General features: G+C 37.8%; 15 protein-coding genes. 14 read left to right on the top strand and 1 reads right to left on the bottom strand.

The genetic code is table 11. The features are described 5' to 3' along the window. Positions 1–70 precede the first annotated feature (70 nt). Complete coding sequence (locus QEZ38_RS06910) at positions 71–6,649, top strand: S8 family peptidase (protein WP_281335433.1); 6,579 nt, start codon at positions 71–73, stop codon at positions 6,647–6,649. Positions 6,650–6,995: 346 nt separating this feature from the next. Here QEZ38_RS06910 and ald read toward each other — a convergent pair whose 3' ends face one another. Beyond that, the gene (gene ald, locus QEZ38_RS06905; RefSeq protein ID WP_281335432.1) at positions 6,996–8,108 is read right to left on the bottom strand and encodes an alanine dehydrogenase; all 1,113 of its coding nucleotides are present in this window, start codon (positions 8,106–8,108) and stop codon (positions 6,996–6,998) included. A 168-nt stretch (positions 8,109–8,276) separates the two neighbouring features. Here ald and QEZ38_RS06900 point away from each other — a divergent pair, with 168 nt between their 5' ends. The 13 genes from QEZ38_RS06900 (at position 8,277) to QEZ38_RS06840 (ending at position 20,020) form a co-directional block, all read left to right on the top strand. Further along, a complete protein-coding gene (locus tag QEZ38_RS06900) occupies positions 8,277–8,846 on the top strand; it encodes a GNAT family N-acetyltransferase (protein WP_281335431.1) in 570 nt (189 codons plus the stop codon). Positions 8,847–8,911: 65 nt separating this feature from the next. Beyond that, complete coding sequence (locus QEZ38_RS06895) at positions 8,912–9,553, top strand: helix-hairpin-helix domain-containing protein (RefSeq protein ID WP_281335430.1); 642 nt, start codon at positions 8,912–8,914, stop codon at positions 9,551–9,553. Beyond that, a complete protein-coding gene (locus tag QEZ38_RS06890; protein ID WP_281335429.1) occupies positions 9,537–11,747 on the top strand; it encodes a ComEC/Rec2 family competence protein in 2,211 nt (736 codons plus the stop codon). The genes QEZ38_RS06895 and QEZ38_RS06890 overlap by 17 nt, the downstream gene beginning before the upstream one ends. 125 nt (positions 11,748–11,872) lie before the next feature. Then, positions 11,873–13,159, top strand: a complete 1,287-nt coding sequence (locus tag QEZ38_RS06885) for a peptidase U32 family protein (RefSeq protein ID WP_000169115.1) — start codon at positions 11,873–11,875, stop codon at positions 13,157–13,159. Between the two features lie 13 nt (positions 13,160–13,172). Then, positions 13,173–13,484: a CHY zinc finger protein gene (locus QEZ38_RS06880; protein WP_281335428.1), complete on the top strand. Its 312-nt coding sequence runs from the start codon at positions 13,173–13,175 to the stop codon at positions 13,482–13,484. A gap of 211 nt (positions 13,485–13,695) precedes the next feature. Next, positions 13,696–13,896, top strand: coding sequence for a F0F1 ATP synthase subunit C (locus QEZ38_RS06875; protein WP_001054552.1), 201 nt, complete (start codon positions 13,696–13,698; stop codon positions 13,894–13,896). A gap of 34 nt (positions 13,897–13,930) precedes the next feature. Next, a complete protein-coding gene (gene atpB, locus QEZ38_RS06870) occupies positions 13,931–14,644 on the top strand; it encodes a F0F1 ATP synthase subunit A (RefSeq protein ID WP_000392856.1) in 714 nt (237 codons plus the stop codon). Between the two features lie 13 nt (positions 14,645–14,657). After that, positions 14,658–15,152, top strand: a complete 495-nt coding sequence (gene atpF, locus QEZ38_RS06865) for a F0F1 ATP synthase subunit B (RefSeq protein WP_281335427.1) — start codon at positions 14,658–14,660, stop codon at positions 15,150–15,152. Next, entirely contained in the window at positions 15,152–15,688 is a 537-nt protein-coding gene (locus QEZ38_RS06860) for a F0F1 ATP synthase subunit delta (protein ID WP_281335426.1), read from the top strand. Before atpF ends, QEZ38_RS06860 begins: the two co-directional genes overlap by 1 nt. Positions 15,689–15,702: 14 nt before the next feature. After that, positions 15,703–17,208 (top strand): F0F1 ATP synthase subunit alpha, encoded by a 1,506-nt coding sequence (gene atpA, locus QEZ38_RS06855; RefSeq protein ID WP_049503616.1) that lies wholly within the window; start codon positions 15,703–15,705, stop codon positions 17,206–17,208. 15 nt (positions 17,209–17,223) lie between these two features. Further along, on the top strand, positions 17,224–18,102 hold the full coding sequence (locus QEZ38_RS06850; protein ID WP_045763457.1) for a F0F1 ATP synthase subunit gamma: 879 nt from the start codon (positions 17,224–17,226) through the stop codon (positions 18,100–18,102). 81 nt (positions 18,103–18,183) lie between these two features. Continuing rightward, entirely contained in the window at positions 18,184–19,590 is a 1,407-nt protein-coding gene (atpD, locus tag QEZ38_RS06845; protein ID WP_000094353.1) for a F0F1 ATP synthase subunit beta, read from the top strand. Positions 19,591–19,600: 10 nt separating this feature from the next. Continuing rightward, positions 19,601–20,020 carry a F0F1 ATP synthase subunit epsilon gene (locus QEZ38_RS06840; RefSeq protein WP_049503620.1) on the top strand — a complete coding sequence of 140 codons (420 nt, stop codon included), beginning with the start codon at positions 19,601–19,603 and terminating at the stop codon, positions 20,018–20,020. Positions 20,021–20,228: the final 208 nt, after the last annotated feature.

The following is a 20,228-nucleotide window of genomic DNA, read 5'->3' as shown; positions in this document are numbered from 1 at the left end:
TTATAACAAAGGCTAGCAAAGTTAAAGTTTTCTATCTATCGGAAGTTAAATAAATATGTAAGGAATTAAAATGAAAAAAAGTACAGTATTGTCACTAACCACAGCTGCAGTTATTTTAGCAGCATATGTCCCTAATGAGGTAGTTTTAGCAGACATATCTAGCTCTGAAGATGCTTTAAATATCTCTGATACAGAAAAAGTTGTAGTAGATAAGGAAGCAGAAAATAAAGAAAAACATGGAAATATTCATAATGCTATAGAAACTTCAAAGGATACTGAAGAGAAGAAAACAACAGTTATTGAGGCAAAAGAAGTTGTTAGTAAAAATCCTGAGATTGATAATAAAACTAGCAATGAAGAAGCAACAATCAAAGAAGATTCCAATCAATCCCAAGGAGATAAAGCGGACTCGTCTGCAAGTAAAGACCCAGAAAGTCCCAAAAAAGAGGATAAACTTGTCTATATTGCTGAATTTAAAGATAAAGAATCTGGAGAAAAAGCAATCAAGGAATTATCCAATCTTAAGGATACAAACGTTTTATATACTTATGATACGGTTTTTAATGGTGTTGCAATAGAAACAACTCCAGATAATCTGGACAAAATTAAACTAATAGAAGGTATCTCATCGGTTGAACGATCACAAAAAGTCCAGCCAATGATGAATCATGCTAGGAAGGAAATTGGAGTTGAAGAGGCAATTGATTACCTAAAGTCTATCAATGCTCCATTTGGTAAAAATTTTGATGGTAGAGGTATGGTCATTTCAAATATCGATACCGGGACAGATTATAGGCATAAGGCCATGAGGATTGATGATGATGCTAAAGGCTCAATGAGATTTAAAAAAGAAGACTTAAAAGGTACTGATAAAAATTTCTGGTTGAGTGATAAAATCCCTCATGCGTTCAATTATTATAATGGTGGTAAAATTACTGTAGAAAAAGCTGATGATGGAAGCGATTATTTTGATCCACATGGAATGCATATTGCAGGGATTCTTGCGGGAAATGATACTGAAAAAGATATTAAAAACTTTAACGGCATAGATGGAATTGCTCCTAATGCACAGATCTTCTCTTATAAAATGTACTCTGACGCAGGATCTGGCTTCGCAGGAGATGAAACAATGTTTCATGCTATTGAAGATTCGATCAAACACAATGTCGATGTTGTTTCGGTATCATCTGGCTTTACAGGAACAGGTCTTGTAGGTGAGAAATATTGGGAAGCTATTAGAGCGTTAAGAAAAGCAGGCATTCCAATGGTTGTAGCTACGGGTAACTATGCGACTTCTGCTTCAAGTTCTTCATGGGATTTAGTGGCAAATAATAATCTGAAAATGACAGATACTGGAAATGTAACGCGAACTGCAGCACATGAAGATGCGATAGCGGTCGCTTCTGCTAAAAATCAGACAGTTGAGTTTGATAAAGTCAATATAGGTGGAGAAAATTTTAAATACAGAAATATAGGGGCCTTTTTCGATAAGAATAAAATCACAACAAATGAAGACGGTTCAAAAGCTCCTGATAAATTGAAATTTGTATATATAGGCAAGGGTCAAGACCAAGATTTGATAGGATTGGATCTTAGAGGCAAAATTGCAGTAATGGATAGAATTTATACCAAGGATTTAAAAGATGCTTTTAAACGAGCTACGGATAAGGGCGCACGTGGCATTATGGTTGTAAATACTGTAAATTACTACAATAGAGATAATTGGACAGAGCTTCCAGCTATGGGATATGAGGAGGATGAAGGAACTACTAGTCAAGTATTTTCAATTTCAGGAGATGATGGTGTAAAGCTATGGAACATGATTAATCCTGATAAAAAAACTGAGATAAAAAGAAATAGTAAGGAAGATTTCAAAGATAAATTGGAGCAATACTATCCAATTGATATGGCCAGCTATAATTCTAATAAACCGAATGTAGGTGACGAAAAAGAGATTGACTTTAAGTTTGCACCTGACACAGACAAAGAATTGTATAAAGAAGATATCATCGTTCCAGCAGGATCCACATCTTGGGGACCGAGAACAGATTTACTTTTAAAGCCTGATGTCTCAGCACCAGGTAAAAATATTAAATCCACTCTCAATGTCATTAATGGGAAATCAACTTATGGTTATATGTCAGGGACTAGTATGGCAACTCCAATCGTGGCAGCTTCTACTGTTTTGATTAGACCAAAGTTAAAGGAAATGCTTGAAAGACCTGCCTTGAAAAATCTTAAGGGAGATGACAAAATAGACCTTACAAGTCTTACAAAAATAGCCCTACAAAATACTGCACGGCCTATGATGGATGCGACTTCTTGGAAAGAAAAAAGTCAATACTTTGCATCACCTAGACAACAGGGAGCAGGTCTAATTAATGTTGCCAATGCTTTGAGAAATGAAGTTGTAGCGACTTTCAAAAACACGGATTCTAAAGGTTTGGTAAACTCTTATGGTTCTGTTTCTCTTAAAGAAATAAAAGGAGATAAAAAATACTTTACAATTAAGCTTCACAATACATCAAACAGACCTTTAACCTTTAAAGTTTCAGCATCAGCAGTAACTACAGATGCTCTAACTGATAGACTAAAACTGGATGAAACATACAAAGATGAAAAATCTCCAGATGGTAAGCAAATTGTTCCAGAAATTCACCCAGAGAAAGTAAAAGATGCAAATATTACATTTGAGCATGACACTTTCACTATAGGCCCAAATTCTAGCTTTGATTTAAATGCGGTTATAAACGTTGGAGAGGCTAAAAATAAAAATAAATTTGTAGAATCATTTATTCATTTTGAGTCAGTGGAAGAAATGGAAGCTCTAAACTCCAATGGGAAGAAAACAAATTTCCAACCTTCTTTATCGATGCCTCTAATGGGGTTTGCTGGAAATTGGAACCACGAACCAATCCTTGATAAATGGGCCTGGGAAGAAGGTTCAAAATCAAAAACAATGGAAGGTTATGATGATGATGGTAAACCAAAAATTCCAGGAACCTTAAATAAGGGGATTGGTGGAGAACATGGTATAGATAAATTTAATCCAGCAGGAGTTATACAAAATAGAAAAGATAAAAATACAACATCCCTAGATCAAAATCCAGAATTATTTGCTTTCAATAACGAAGGGATCAACGCACCATCATCAAGTGGTTCTAATATTGCTAAAATTTATCCTTTAGATTCAAATGGAAATCCTCAAGATGCTCAACTTGAGAGAGGATTAACACCTTCTCCACTTGTATTAAGAAGTGCAGAAGAAGGAATGATTTCAATAGTAAATACAAATAAAGAGGGAGAAAATCAAAGAGACTTAAAAGTCATTTCGAGAGAACACTTTGTTAAAGGAATTTTAAACTCTAAAAGAAATGATGCAAAGGGAATCAAATCTTCTAAGCTAAAAGTTTGGGGCGACTTGAAATGGGATGGACTCATTTATAATCCTAGAGGGAAAGAAGAAAATGCACCAGAAATCAAGGATACCAAAGATCCAGCTACTAGGATAAGAGGTCAATTTGAACCGATTGCAGAAGGTCAATATTTCTATAAATTTAAATATAGATTAACCAAGGATTACCCATGGCAGGTTTCCTATATTCCTGTAAAAATTGATAACACAGCTCCTAAGATTGTTTCAATTGATTTTTCAAATCCTGAAAAAATTAAGTTGATTACAAAGGATACTTATCACAAGGTAAAAGAGCAATACAAGAATGAAACTCTATTTGCGAGAGATCAGAAAGAACATCCTGAAAAATTTGACGAGATTGCAAACGAAGTTTGGTATGCTGGCGCCGCTCTGGTTAATGAAGATGGAGAGGTTGAGAAAAATCTTGAAGTAACTTACGCAGGTGAGGGTCAAGGAAGAAATAGGAAACTTGACAAAGACGGAAATACCATTTATGAAATTAATGGTGCAGGAGATTTAAGAGGAAAAATCATTGAAGTCATTGCATTAGATGGTTCTAGCAATTTCACAAAGATTCATAGAATTAAATTTGCTGATCATGCTGATGAAAAGGGGATGATTTCCTATTATTTAGTAGATCCTGATCAAGATTCATCTAAATACCAAAAACTTGGCGAGATTTCCGAATCTAAATTTAAAAATTTAGAAAATAGAAAAGAGGATAATCTTAAAAAAGATACAACTGAGGTAGAACATCATCATCAAGAAAATGAAGAGTCTATCGAAGAAAAATCTAGCTTGACTATTCATAAAACTATTTCAACAATTAGAGATTTTGAAAGCAAAGACTTAAAGAAACTCATTAAAAAGAAATTTAGAGAAGTTGATGACTTTACAAGTGAAACTGGTAAGAGGACAGAAGAATACGATTATAAATACGATGATAAGGGAAATATCATTGCTTATGACGATGGTAGTGAATTAGAATATGAAACTGAAAAGCTTGACGAAATCAAATCAAAAATTTATGGTGTTCTAAGCCCGTCTAAAGATGGACACTTTGAAATTCTTGGAAAGATCAGTAATGTTTCTAAAAATGCTAAGGTATATTATGGAAATAACTATAAATCTATAGAAATCAAAACGACCAAGTATGATTCCCACTCAAAAACGATGACATTTGATTTATACGCTAATATTAATGATATTGTGGATGGATTAGCTTTTGCAGGAGATATGAGATTCTTTGTTAAAGATGATGATCAGATAAAAGCTGAAACGAAGATTAGAATGCCTGAAAAAAATAAGGAAACTAAAACAGAATATCCCTATGCATCAAGTTATGGGAATGTAATAGAATTAGGAGAAGGAGATCTTTCAAAAAATAAACCAAACAATTTAACGGACATGGAATCTGGTAAAATCTATTCTGATTCAGAAAAACAACAATATCTATTAAAGGATAATATCATTCTGAGAAAAGGCTATGCACTAAAAGTGACTACCTATAATCCTGGAAAAACGGATATGTTAGAAGGAAATGGAGTCTATAATAAGGAAGATATAGCAAAAATCCAAAAGACCAATCCTAATCTAAGAGTCCTATCAGAAAAAATAATTTATGCTGATAGTAGAAATGTTGAAGATGGAAGAAGTACTCAATCCGTATTAATGTCGGCTTTGGACGGCTTTAACATTGTAAGGTATCAAGTGTTTACATTTAAAATGAATGATAAAGGGGAAGCAATCGATAAAGATGGAAATCTTGTGACAGATTCTTCTAAACTTGTATTATTTGGTAAGGATGGTAAAGAGTACACAGGAGAGGATAAGTCCAATGTAGAAGCTATAAAAGAAGATGGCTCTACGTTATTTATTGATGCAAAACCAGTAAATCTTTCAATGGACAAGAACTACTTTAATCCATCTAAATTTAATAAAATTTATGTACGAAATCCAGAATTCTATTTAAGAGGTAAGATTTCTGATAAGGGTGGTTTTAACTGGGAGTTGAGAGTTAATGAATCGGTTGTAGATAATTATTTAATCTACGGAGATTTACACATTGATAACACTAGAGATTTTAACATTAAGCTCAATGTTAAAGACGGTGACATCATGGACTGGGGAATGAAAGACTATAAAGCAAACGGATTCCCAGATAAGGTAACAGATATGGATGGAAATGTTTATCTTCAAACTGGCTATAGCGATTTGAATGCGAAAGCGGTTGGAGTACACTATCAATTTTTATATGATAATGTAAAACCAGAAGTAAACATTGATCCTAAGGGAAATACTAGTATCGAATATGCTGACGGAAAATCTGTAGTCTTTAACATCAATGATAAAAGAAATAATAGATTCGATGGTGAGATTCAAGACAAACATATTTATGTAAATGGAAAAGAATACAAATCATTTGATGATATTAAACAAATAACAGATAAGACACTAAACATTAAGATTCTTGTAAAAGATTTTGCAAGAAATACGACCGTAAAAGAATTCATTTTAAACAAAGATACGGGAGAGGTAAGCGAACTAAAACCTCATACAGTAACTGTGACCATTCAAAATGGAAAAGAAATGAGTTCAACGATAGTGGCGGAAGAAGATTTCATTTTACCTGTCTATAAGGGTGAATTAGAAGAAGGCTATCAATTTGATGGCTGGGAAATTTCTGGTTTCGAAGGGAAAAAAGACGCTGGCTATGTTATTAATCTATCAAAAGATACCCTTATAAAACCTGTATTCAAGAAAATAGAGGAGAAAAAGGAAGAGGAGAATAAACCTACTTTTGATTTATCGAAAAAGAAAGATAAGGTGCAAGCAAATAATAATCAATTAGATGAAAGTCACAGAAAAGAGGATTTACAAAGAGAAAATCATTCACACAAATCTGATTCAACTAAAGATATCAAAACTACAGTTCCTGTACAAGTAAATTATAGTCAATTAGATGAAAGTCAAAGATCTGATTCAACTAAGGATGTTACAGCTCCAGTTCCTGATAAAAATGATAAAAACTTTGAAAATAAGAAGGAAGTTTATCTTAATGAACCAGAGAATATAGCTAATAAACATACCAATATCGATAGTAAATCGGATACTAACAATTCTGATAGATTGCCAAAAACCGGAACAGTTAGAGAAGGTTTTACACCATTCATTGCTGGAATAATGTTTACCTTAGGTGCATTTCTTGGATTGAAGAAAAAAGATCAAGATTAAGACCAAAGCTATGGATGAAAAAATGGTTTATGTATTGAGATAGTGTGATGATGAAACAATTTTGTGAAAATAGCCATTTATAACTCAATAATTCAATTATTTAGTTTACTTTACTATTGGTACTCTTTTTGGATTTATTAATGAACTTAGTTTTGATAACTAATGAATTGATTGAAAGGGTTAGTATTGACAATATTGATTAGCAAATAGAGTCTATCAAAATTTAAATTATAAACCATGACATCAGAAAACGAGCATCTCCAAGAACGGAAATGCTCGTTTTTGAGATTTAGAAGCTAGTTTTTACGTAGCATTCTATTTTTGTAGTTTAAATTTATAAATTATTTTAGACAAGTTCACTGATTGAAGTGAAGTCACGATCCAAGCCTTCTGCAACTGGTTGGCTGGTGAGGTATCCTTGATAGGTTGTTACACCTTCAAGCAAGCCTGCGTCTTCAAGGATAGCTTTCTTAAATCCTTTACCTGCCAAGGCTTCTATATAAGGAAGAGTCACATTTGTAAGGGCAATCGTAGATGTGCGAGCAACTGCTCCAGGAATGTTAGCAACGGCATAGTGAAGAACACCGTGTTTTTCATAGACTGGTTCATCGTGAGTTGTCACACGGTCAGCTGTCGCTATAACACCACCTTGGTCAACAGCAACGTCAACAATAACAGAACCAGGACGCATTTGTTGTACCATTTCATCTGTTACCAATTTTGGTGCTTTGGCACCAGGAATCAATACTGCACCGATCACAACGTCTGCTTCACGTACACTTGCTTCGATATTAAATGGGTTAGACATGAGTGTTTGGATTTGGTGACCAAAGACATCTTCTAGGACAGAGAGGCGCTTAGCGCTGATATCAAGAATAGTTACTTGAGCTCCCAGACCAAGAGCGATACGAGCTGCGTGAGTACCAACCACACCACCACCGATGATGGTTACTTTTCCTTTAGGAACACCAGGAACACCACCGAGTAGAACTCCTGAACCACCAGCTTGTTTAGTCAAAAAGTGGGCTCCAATTTGGACAGCCATACGACCTGCAACCTCACTCATTGGAACGAGAAGTGGAAGTTGTCCTTGAGTATCACGGACAGTCTCATAAGCAACACCCGTTGTTTTAGCTGCAAGCATTGCATCTGCCAATTCTGGAGCGGCAGCCATGTGCAAGTAGGTGAAGAGAAGTAAATCCTCACGCAAGAACTGGTACTCACTAGCAAGGGGTTCCTTGACTTTAACAACCAATTCTGCAGCCCAGGCTTCAGCAGCAGTTGCGACAATTTCAGCTCCTTGCTTTTCATAGTCAGCATCAGCAAAGCCAGATCCAAGACCAGCATTTGTTTCGATGAGGACACGGTGGCCACGACCAACAAGACTCTGTACACCAGCAGGTGTCAGAGCAACACGATTTTCATTATTTTTAATTTCCTTTGGAATTCCAATTAGCATAGGATAACTCACTTTCTATTACGCTGTTTCAATTTATGTATCACATCATTCTTCAGAGTTTTTGTGATGACTTTATTGTATATGAAACCGCTTTAAATTGCAAGAAAAACTTGTAAACCTATTTCTTTTATGTTATTCTTTTAGCAACCTATTTTGGGAGGTGCAATCATGGAATCACTATTTATCAAACTAGCTAAGCATCCAATCATCGAAACTGAACGCTTAGTACTTAGACCAGTAACGCTCGATGATGCAGAAGCCATGTTTGAGTATGCTTCAAATAAAGAAAATACGCGCTACACTTTTCCAACCAATCAAAGTCTGGAGGAAACTAAGAACAATATTGCCCAGTTTTATCTAGCCAATCCATTGGGACGATGGGGAATTGAACTAAAAAGTACTGGAGAATTTATCGGAACCATTGATCTGCACAAGATGGATACTGTTCTTAAGAAGGCAGCCATTGGTTACATTATCCATCAAAAATATTGGAATCAAGGTTTGACGACAGAAGCCAACAGAGCTGTAATTGAACTGGCTTTTGAAAAGATTGGGATGAATAAGTTGACGGCCCTTCACGATAAGGATAATCCTGCGTCAGGAAAAGTCATGAAGAAATCAGGTATGCACTTCTCCCACGAAGAACCATATGCTAGAATGGACTATAAAGAACCAGGACGAATTGTAACACGTGTACATTACATTTTAACCAAGGAAGATTATTTTGCAAATAAGTAAGCAGTTGAAAAGATTTTTCAGCTGTTTTTTCTTTCTCTTACGAATAAGCTAAGAGAGGAGAAAATATGGAAGAACTTATTGAGAAAATTAAAGAATATAAAATCATCGTTATCTGTGTTAGTTTGGGTTTAGTCTTGGGTGGATTTTTCCTCCTAAAACCAGTCGCTCAGACACCTGCTAAAGAAACAAAGGTGCAAACAGAAGTTACCACTGTTCCAAAGGATTCGACGGATGAAAAAGAAGATAAAAATCAGAAGGAAGACGTTGTGGAGCAAGATCTAATTACTGTCGATGTCAAAGGCGCTGTTAAATCACCTGGAATCTATGATTTACCAGTTGGAAGTCGAATCAATGATGCTGTTCAAAAAGCTGGTGGCTTGACAGATAATGCAGACAGTAAGTCTATCAATCTTGCCCAGAGAATTAGTGACGAAGCACTTGTCTATGTTCCGACTAAGGAAGAAGCTACTAGTCAAGAGGCACAGTCAAATGCTTCCAACACCAAAGAAAATAAGAAAGTCAATCTTAATAAAGCCAGTTTAGAGGAACTGAAACAAGTCAAAGGTTTAGGTGCTAAACGTGCTCAAGATATTATCGACCATCGTGATTCCAACGGTAAGTTTAAGTCAGTAGATGAGCTCAAAAAGGTTTCTGGTATTGGTGCAAAAACGATAGAAAAGTTAAAAGAGTATGTTACAGTGGATTAGTCGCTTTCCAATTCCAAAAATCTATCTCAGTTTTCTTTTGCTATGGCTCTACTATGCAATCTTTTCAGCAAGCTTTCTAGCACTTTTGGGCTTTGTCTTTTTACTAGTCTGCCTCTTTTTCCAATTTCCATGGAAAACTGTGACTAAGATCCTCTTGATTTGCAGCATATTTGGGAGTTGGTTTTTATTTCAAAAATGGCAGCAAGAAGAAGCCAGTCGGAATCTTGTAGACACGGTTGATACAGTGAGAATATTATCGGATACCATCAAAGTAAATGGTGATAGCTTATCTTTTCGTGGCAAGGCTGAGGGCAGACTCTTTCAGGTCTATTATAAACTCCAGTCAGAAGTTGAAAAGGAAAAATTTCAAGATTTATCTGAACTACATGAAATGGTTGTGAAAGGCAAGCTAGCTAGTCCTCAAGGAGCCAGTAATTTTGCGGGTTTTGATTATCGAAACTATCTCAAAACACAAGGAATTTATCAGACTATGACCATATCCGAAATTGTGGAATTAAAGCAAATTTCCAGTTGGGATATTGGAGAAAATCTATCAAGTTTGCGGAGAAAAGCAGTTGTCTGGATAAAAAGGAATTTTCCCGATCCCATGCGCAATTATATGACAGGTCTTTTATTGGGGCATTTGGACACAGATTTTGAGGAAATGAATGAACTCTACTCAAGTCTAGGGATTATTCACCTTTTTGCTTTGTCAGGAATGCAGGTTGGATTTTTCATGAATGCTTTTAAAAAGTCACTCTTGCGATTGGGCTTGACGCAAGAGAAGTTCAAATGGCTAGCCTATCCCTTCTCCTTAGCCTATGCAGGTTTGACAGGATTTTCAGCCTCTGTTATTCGTAGTCTCCTCCAAAAGCTATTGGCTCAGCATGGCTTTAAGTCACTGGATAATTTTGCTTTAACGATTCTTATTCTATTTCTTATCATGCCGAACTTTTTCTTAACTGCTGGGGGAGTTCTTTCCTGTGCTTATGCCTTTATCCTGACAATGACTGGTGAGGAAGTAGTAGGGATAAAAGGACTGGTTAGGGAGAGTTGTATTATTTCCTTGGGAATTCTGCCAATTCTATCTTTTTATTTTTCAGAATTTCAACCGTGGTCCATTCTCTTGACATTTGTCTTTTCATTCTTGTTTGACATGGTCCTATTGCCACTTTTATCGATTCTCTTCTGTCTGTCATTTATATATCCCATCACCCAGTTCAACTTTCTCTTTGAATGGTTAGAAAACATCATACGCTATATTTCTCAGCTATCTACGAGGCCTCTTGTTTTTGGTCAGCCGAGTCTTTGGATTTTAATCCTTCTTTTGATTACTTTAGCTCTCATCTACGACTATCGAAAGAATGTGAAAAAACTATCTATGCTTGTCATAGTTGCTATCTCATTCTTTTTAGTAACCAAGCATCCACTAGAAAATGAAATCACAGTCCTAGATATGGAACAGGGGCGAAGCATTTTCCTAAGAGACATGGCAGGAAAGACCATACTACTGGATGTTGGTGAAAAGCTAGCAGTTGAAAAGAAAGAAGTCTGGCAGGAGAAAGCTATTACCAGCAATGCCAAACGTAGTTTAATCCCTTATCTGAAAAGTCGAGGAGTGGCCAAGATTGATCAGCTTGTTTTAACGAAAAGTGAACCTATGCAACTAGATCATGTGTTAGAAATTAGTAAAGCCTTCAATCTTGGAGAGATTCTAGTAACTGAAGAAACTTTATCTAAGAGAGAATTTATGGATAAGCTGAAGGAGAGCAAAGTCAAGGTAGGGGCTATCAAAACAGGACAGCAGTTACCTATTTTTGGGAATAGTTTAGAAGTAATCACTAGCCAAAATAGTGATGAAAAGGACTCAATGGTCTTGTATGGAAAGTTACTAAACCAAACCTTTCTAGTTACTGGAAATATAGAGGAGAAGTTCTTAACCAAGTCTTATCCAAAACTCCATGCAGATGTAGTGATAAGTCATCAGCAAGCATCGAAGAAAAAGAGAGATGTAGAAGTCTTCAAAACTTTACAAGCTAAAATCACGGTCATTTCGGTAGACAAGAAGAAAAAATTCAAAGAAAAAAATGGGGAAAGTAACCAAGAACTTGGGAATTCGATATACCAAACGAATCAAAAGGGCGCCATTCGTTTCAAGGGATGGACTACTTGGAATGTTGAAACTGTTCAATAACGTTTTCATAGAAAACTAAACATTAAAATTGTCTAAACAATCATTCAAGGCTTGATTTTGAACCCTGTTTACTATAAAATAGTTAAGATTGGTGTCAAACTTTTATATTGTAAATAGGAGAAAAAATGACAAAAACTTTGAAACGTCCTGAGGTTCTATCACCTGCAGGAACACTAGAAAAACTAAAAGTAGCTGTTCAATACGGAGCAGATGCTGTCTTTATCGGTGGTCAGGCCTATGGTCTACGTAGCCGTGCGGGAAACTTCACTTTCGAACAAATGGAAGAAGGAGTTCAGTTTGCGGCTAAGTATGGCGCTAAAGTTTATGTAGCTGCTAATATGGTTATGCACGAGGGGAATGAAGAAGGTGCCGGAGAATGGTTCCGTAAGTTGCGTGATATTGGGATTGCAGCGGTTATCGTTTCTGACCCTGCCTTAATCATGATTGCAGCAACAGAAGCACCAGGACTTGAAATCCACCTTTCAACACAAGCTAGTGCGACCAACTATGAAACTCTTGAATTCTGGAAAGAACTTGGATTGACTCGTGTCGTTTTGGCGCGTGAGGTTTCTATGGAAGAATTGGCAGAAATTCGCAAACGTACAGACGTTGAGATTGAAGCTTTTGTACATGGAGCTATGTGTATCTCATATTCTGGCCGTTGTACCCTTTCTAACCATATGAGTATGCGTGACGCTAACCGTGGTGGATGTTCACAATCTTGCCGTTGGAAATATGACCTTTACGATATGCCATTTGGTAAAGAACGTAAGAGCCTCAAGGGAGAAATTCCTGAAGAATTCTCCATGTCTGCGGTTGATATGTCTATGATTGACCATATTCCAGATATGATTGAAAATGGTGTGGACAGTCTTAAAATTGAAGGTCGTATGAAGTCTATCCACTATGTTTCAACAGTGACAAACTGCTACAAAGCTGCCGTTGATGCCTACCTTGAAAGTCCTGAAAAGTTTGAAGCTATCAAGCAAGACTTGATTGATGAAATGTGGAAGGTTGCCCAACGTGAATTGGCTACAGGTTTCTATTACGGAACACCATCTGAAAACGAACAACTATTCGGTGCTCGTCGTAAGATTCCAGAATACAAGTTTGTTGCTGAAGTAGTAGCTTATGATGATGCAACGCAAACAGCAACTATTCGCCAACGTAACGTTATCAACGAAGGAGACCAAGTTGAGTTTTATGGCCCAGGTTTCCGCCATTTTGAAACTTATATCGAAGACCTTCATGATGCCAAAGGTAACAAGATTGACCGTGCACCAAACCCAATGGAACTCTTGACCATCAAGGTTCCACAACCAGTACAAGCAGGTGATATGGTCCGTGCTTTGAAAGAAGGCTTGATCAATCTTTACAAAGAAGATGGAACCAGCGTTACAGTTCGTGCCTAGATAAGGAAAGTCAATGGTTCAAGCTCATGGATTACTAGTAGATGATGAAAGCAGATGTGTTCATTACCATAGTGATAAAGATATCGTAGCACTCCAGTGTAATGAGTGTAAGAAATACTATGCCTGTTATCAGTGTCACAATGCGCTAGAGGAGCACACATTTTCTCCCTACCCTTTAAGACTTAAACAGAATAAACCTAGCTTATGTGGTTCCTGTAAGAAAACCCTAACTTATGAGGAATATTCAAAGAAAAGTAGCTGTCCATATTGTAATGCTGCATTTAATCCAGCTTGCCAGAGTCACCATTCCCATTATTTCAAATAAAGAACGATAAATCCAGGTTTCCAAACTTGGATTTTTCTTTTCAGAAAAATAATCAGAAAAGACATTAAAATTTTCTATATAATTGTCTTGAAAATCGTAAAAATAGAAATAAATGATTAGAAACGCTTTCAATGCTAGTAAAAAGTTGACAAAAGCAAATTTTAGGACTAAACTAGGGAAGTAAATTTAATTTAAAAAAGGAGAATTCGTCATGAATTTAACATTTTTCGGTCTATGTCTTGCCTGTATGGGTGTATCTCTTGCAGAAGGATTTTTGATGAACGGTTTGTTCAAATCTGCAGCACGCCAACCAGATATCATCCCTCAATTGCGTAGTTTGATGATCATGGGGATTGCCTTTATCGAAGGAACATTCTTTGTAACTCTCGTATTTTCATTTATCATCAAATAAAGAGAAGTATAAAATGGAAAAGGGAGGATTCTAGATGGAAGAAAGTATCAATCCAACCATCAATATTGGTCCTGTTACCTTTGATTTAACCTTGACAGCATTGACTTTGTTGTCTGTGGCACTTATTTTTGGCTTTATCTATTGGGCAAGTCGTAATATGACTGTAAAACCCAAAGGAAAGCAAAATGTACTCGAGTATCTCTATGACTTTGTAGTCGGATTTACGGAACCCAACGTAGGTTCACGGTACATGAAAGATTACTCACTCTTTTACTTGTGTTTATTTCTTTTTATGGTTATCGCAAATAATCTTGGTTTGATGGCAAAACTTCAAACTACAGATGGGACAAACCTTTGGACATCGCCAACAGCAAATCTCCAGTTTGACTTGGCCTTGTCATTCGGAATTATCCTGATGACCCATATTGAAGGAATTCGTCGTCGCGGTGTTAAAAAATATCTAAAAGGTTTTGTAACCCCAGGTTTCATGACACCGATGAATCTCCTTGAAGAAGTCACGAATTTCCTATCACTTGCTTTGCGGGTGTTCGGGAATATCTTTGCCGGAGAAGTGATGGCAAGCTTGCTTATTACTCTCTCTCATCAGGCACTTTATTGGTATCCAGTCGCATTTGTTACCAATCTTGTCTGGACGGCATTTTCTGTGTTTATTTCCTGTGTTCAGGCCTATGTATTCACAGTCTTGTCTTCTATGTATCTAGGAAATAAAATTAATGATGAAGAGTAGAAAGGAGTAAATGATGCACGTAACAGTAGGTGAATTGATTGGTAACTTTATTTTAATTGCTGGCTCTTTTATCCTTTTGATCGTCTTAGTCAAAAAATACGCATGGTCAAACTTGACAAGTGTCTTCGAAGAACGCGCTGAAAAGATCGCTTCTGATATTGATGGTGCTGAACAAGCTCGTCAAAAAGCAGAAACTCTTGCTCAAAAGCGTGAAGATGAATTAGCAGGTAGCCGAAGCGAAGCTAAAACTATCATCGAGAATGCCAAGGAGACAGCTGAAAAGAGCAAATCAGATATTCTAGCTGAAGCTAAGCTAGAAGCTGGTCGCTTGAAAGAAAAAGCTAACCAAGAAATTGCGCAAAACAAAGCTGAGGCTTTACAAAGCGTTAAAGGTGAGGTAGCAGATTTGACAGTTAGTCTAGCTGGGAAAATCATCTCACAAAACCTTGACGGTCATGCCCATAAAGAACTCATTGATCAGTATATCGATCAGCTAGGAGAAGCTTAATGGACAAAAAGACAGTAAAGGTAATTGAAAAATACAGCATGCCTTTTGTCCAATTGGTGATTGAAAAAGGAGAAGAAGATTCTATCTTCTCAGACTTGACCCAGATTAAGCAAGTCGCTGAAGAAACAGACTTGCCTTCTTTTTTGGCTCAGGTGGATGTGGATGAGTCTGACAAGGAAAAAACAGTCAGTTATTTCCAAGATTCTGCATCGCCATTATTACAAAACTTCATTCAAGTTCTGTTGTACAATCATCGATCAAATCTTTTTTATGATGTGATTGTAGATTGTTTAAACCGTCTTGAGAGAGAAACCAATCGTTTTGAAGTAACGATTATGTCTGCTCATCCTCTAACGGATGAACAAAAAGACCGTTTGCTTCCAATTATCGAGAAAAAGATGTCTTTAAAAGTGCGTAGCATTAAAGAAGAAATCGACGATAGTTTAATCGGTGGTTTTGTTATTATCGCCAATCACAAGACAATTGATGTTAGTATTAAACAACAACTTAAAGTTGTTAAGGAAAATTTGAAATAGAAAGTGGTGTTCTTTTGGCAATTAACGCACAAGAAATCAGCGCTTTAATTAAGCAACAAATTGAAAATTTCAAACCCAATTTTGATGTGACTGAAACTGGTGTTGTAACCTACATCGGTGACGGAATTGCGCGTGCTCATGGCCTAGAAAATGCCATGAGTGGAGAGTTGTTGATTTTTGAAAACGGCTCTTATGGTATGGCGCAAAACTTAGAATCAACAGATGTTGGTATTATCATCCTTGGAGACTTTACAGATATCCGCGAAGGCGATACCATTCGTCGTACAGGAAAAATCATGGAAGTTCCAGTTGGTGATAGCTTGATTGGACGTGTCGTGGATCCACTTGGTCGTCCAGTAGATGGACTTGGTCCAATCGACACAAACAAAACTCGTCCAGTTGAAGCACCAGCTCCTGGTGTTATGCAACGTAAATCAGTATCACAACCATTGCAAACTGGTTTGAAAGCTATTGATGCCCTTGTTCCAATCGGTCGTGGACAACGTGAGTTGATTATCGGTGACCGTCAAACAGGGAAAACTACCATCGCTATCGATGCAATCTTGAACCAAAAAGGTCAAGATATGATTTGTATCTATGTAGCGATTGGTCAAAAAGAATCAACAGTTCGTACACAAGTAGAAACACTTCGCCAGTATGGAGCCTTGGATTACACAATCGTTGTGACAGCGTCAGCTTCACAACCTTCTCCATTGCTTTTCCTTGCACCTTATGCAGGGGTTGCTATGGCCGAAGAATTTATGTACCAAGGTAAGCATGTCTTGATCGTTTATGATGACTTATCTAAACAAGCGGTAGCTTATCGTGAACTTTCTCTCTTGCTCCGTCGTCCGCCAGGTCGTGAAGCCTTCCCAGGGGATGTATTCTACCTTCATAGCCGTCTACTTGAGCGTTCAGCTAAAGTTTCGGATGAATTGGGTGGTGGATCTATCACAGCCCTTCCGTTTATTGAGACACAAGCCGGAGATATCTCAGCCTATATCGCTACAAACGTAATCTCTATTACGGATGGACAAATCTTCCTAAGTGATAGTCTCTTTAATGCAGGTATCCGTCCAGCTATTGATGCGGGTTCTTCTGTATCGCGTGTTGGTGGTTCTGCTCAGATTAAAGCCATGAAGAAAGTTGCTGGTACACTCCGTATCGACCTTGCTTCATACCGTGAGTTGGAAGCCTTCACTAAATTTGGTTCTGACTTGGATGCGGCTACTCAGGCTAAATTGAACCGTGGTCGTCGTACTGTAGAAGTATTGAAACAACCTGTTCACAAACCATTACCTGTTGAGAAACAAGTTACTATTCTCTATGCTTTGACACATGGTTTCTTGGATACAATTCCTGTAGACGATATCGTTCGTTTCGAAGAAGAGTTCCATATGTTCTTTGATGCTCAACATCCTGAAATTTTGGAAACCATTCGTGAAACAAAAGACTTGCCAGATGAAGCAGTCTTGGATGCTGCGATTACTGAGTTTCTCAATCAATCAAGCTTCCAATAAGAATAGAGGTGTCAGATGGCAGTATCTCTAAATGATATTAAAACAAAAATCGCCTCAACAAAAAATACTAGTCAAATTACTAACGCGATGCAGATGGTTTCTGCAGCTAAGTTAGGTCGTTCTGAAGAAGCAGCTCGTAACTTCCAAGTGTATGCACAAAAAGTGCGTAAACTAGTTACAGACATCCTCCACGGAGATGGTGCAGGCGGATCAACTAACCCTATGTTGATCAGTCGCCCCGTCAAAAAAACAGGCTATATCGTCATTACATCTGACCGTGGTCTTGTTGGAGGATATAATTCTTCAATCTTAAAAGCTGTCATGGAAATCCAGCAAGAATACCATCCTTCAGGTGATGACTTTGAGGTCATTTGTATCGGTGGTATGGGAGCCGATTTCTTCAAATCACGCGGTATTCAGCCAATCTATGAATTGCGTGGACTTGCAAGTCAACCAAGCTTTGATGAAGTTCGTAAGATTATCACAAAAACGATTGAAATGTATCAAAATGAACTTTTTGATGAGCTCTACGTTTGCTACAACCACCACGTGAATACATTGACAAGTCAAATGCGTGTAGAGCAGATGCTTCCAATCGTGGACTTGGATCCAAATGAAGCAGATGATAACTATAGCTTGACCTTTGACCTTGAAACAAGTCGTGAAGAAATCTTGGATCAATTGTTACCACAGTTTGCAGAAAGTATGATTTATGGTGCTATTATTGATGCCAAGACAGCTGAAAATGCTGCAGGTATGACAGCCATGCAAACAGCGACTGATAATGCTAAAAAAGTGATTAATGATTTGACCATTCAGTATAACCGTGCCAGACAGGCGGCGATTACACAAGAAATCACAGAAATCGTGGCAGGAGCTAGCGCTTTAGAATAAAGCCATCCTGCTCAAATAAATGAACTTAGGACCTAGCAAAACTAGGAACCGATAGTATCTTATATAGAATAGGAGAAGGAGATGAGTTCAGGTAAAATTGCTCAGGTTATCGGACCCGTTGTAGACGTTTTGTTTGCAGCAGGGGAAAAACTTCCTGAGATTAACAATGCACTTGTCGTCTACAAAAATGACGAAAAGAAAACAAAAATCGTCCTTGAAGTAGCCTTAGAGTTGGGAGATGGTATGATTCGTACCATCGCCATGGAATCAACAGATGGTTTAACTCGTGGAATGGAAGTATTGGACACTGGTCGTCCAATCTCTGTACCAGTAGGTAAAGAAACCTTGGGACGTGTCTTCAACGTTTTGGGAGATACCATTGACTTGGAAGCTCCTTTTGGAGAAGACGCAGAGCGCCAGCCAATTCATAAAAAAGCACCTACTTTTGATGAGTTGTCTACCTCTTCAGAAATCCTCGAAACAGGGATTAAGGTTATCGACCTTCTTGCCCCATATCTTAAAGGTGGTAAGGTCGGGCTCTTTGGTGGTGCCGGAGTTGGTAAGACTGTCTTGATCCAAGAATTGATCCATAACATTGCCCAAGAACACGGTGGTATCTCAGTATTTACTGGTGTTGGAGAACGTACTCGTGAAGGGAACGACCTCTACTGGGAAATGAAAGAATCAGGCGTTATCGAGAAAACGGCCATGGTATTTGGTCAGATGAATGAACCACCAGGAGCACGTATGCGTGTTGCCCTTACTGGTTTGACAATCGCTGAATATTTCCGTGATGTAGAAGGCCAAGACGTTCTTCTCTTTATTGACAACATTTTCCGTTTCACACAAGCTGGTTCAGAAGTATCTGCCCTTTTGGGTCGTATGCCATCAGCCGTTGGTTACCAACCAACCCTCGCAACAGAAATGGGTCAATTGCAAGAACGTATCACTTCAACTAAGAAAGGTTCTGTAACCTCTATCCAGGCTATCTACGTGCCAGCGGATGACTATACTGACCCAGCGCCAGCAACAGCTTTCGCTCACTTGGATTCTACAACCAACTTGGAACGTAAATTGGTTCAATTAGGTATCTACCCAGCCGTTGATCCACTTGCTTCAAGCTCTCGTGCTTTGGCACCTGAAATTGTTGGAGAAGAGCACTACGCAGTTGCGGCTGAGGTTAAACGTGTTCTTCAACGTTACCATGAGTTGCAAGATATCATTGCCATCCTTGGTATGGATGAACTTTCTGATGAAGAAAAGACTTTGGTTGCTCGTGCCCGTCGTATTCAGTTCTTCCTTTCACAAAACTTCAACGTTGCGGAACAATTTACTGGTCAACCAGGTTCTTATGTTCCAGTAGCTGAAACAGTTCGTGGATTTAAGGAAATTCTTGACGGAAAACACGATCATCTCCCAGAAGATGCCTTCCGTGGAGTAGGTTCAATCGAAGATGTTATCGCTAAGGCTGAAAAAATGGGATTTTAAGAGGTGATCTATGGCTCAGTTAACTGTCCAGATCGTGACACCAGATGGCCTCGTCTATGATCACCATGCCAGCTTTGTATCGGTTCGAACTCTGGATGGTGAGATGGGGATCTTGCCACGACATCAAAATATGATTGCGGTATTAGCAGTTGATGAAGTTAAAGTCAAACGTATTGATGATGATTCTCATGTCAACTGGATAGCAGTAAACGGAGGAATCATTGAGATTGCTAATGATGTCATTACCATTATTGCAGACTCAGCTGAGCGTGCTCGTGATATCGATATTAGCCGTGCAGAACGTGCCAAACTTCGTGCAGAACGTGAAATCGAAGAAGCACAAGACAAACACTTGATTGACCAAGAGCGTCGTGCTAAGATTGCATTACAACGTGCTATTAACCGAATCAATGTCGGAAATAAACTATAAAAAAATGAACTTGATTTGAGAATCAAGTTCATTTTTTATGGGCTCTTTGTCAACTGTAGTGGGTTGATAAAAAGTTATAACGGCTCTTTGTCAACTGTAGTGGGTTGATGAAAAGTTATAACCTGGAGAGGACCAACATGGTTCTCTCCTTTTTGATGTTCAAAGCAATGAGGATTCTAGTTTTAAAGTTTTCAAAGTTCCGGAAGCC

The sequence above is a fragment of the Streptococcus taonis genome (assembly GCF_029948085.1).
GTDB classification, from domain to species: Bacteria; Bacillota; Bacilli; order Lactobacillales; family Streptococcaceae; genus Streptococcus; species Streptococcus taonis.
Note: the sequence above shows the minus strand (reverse complement) of the source record. Positions and strands in the feature narration are given on the sequence as shown.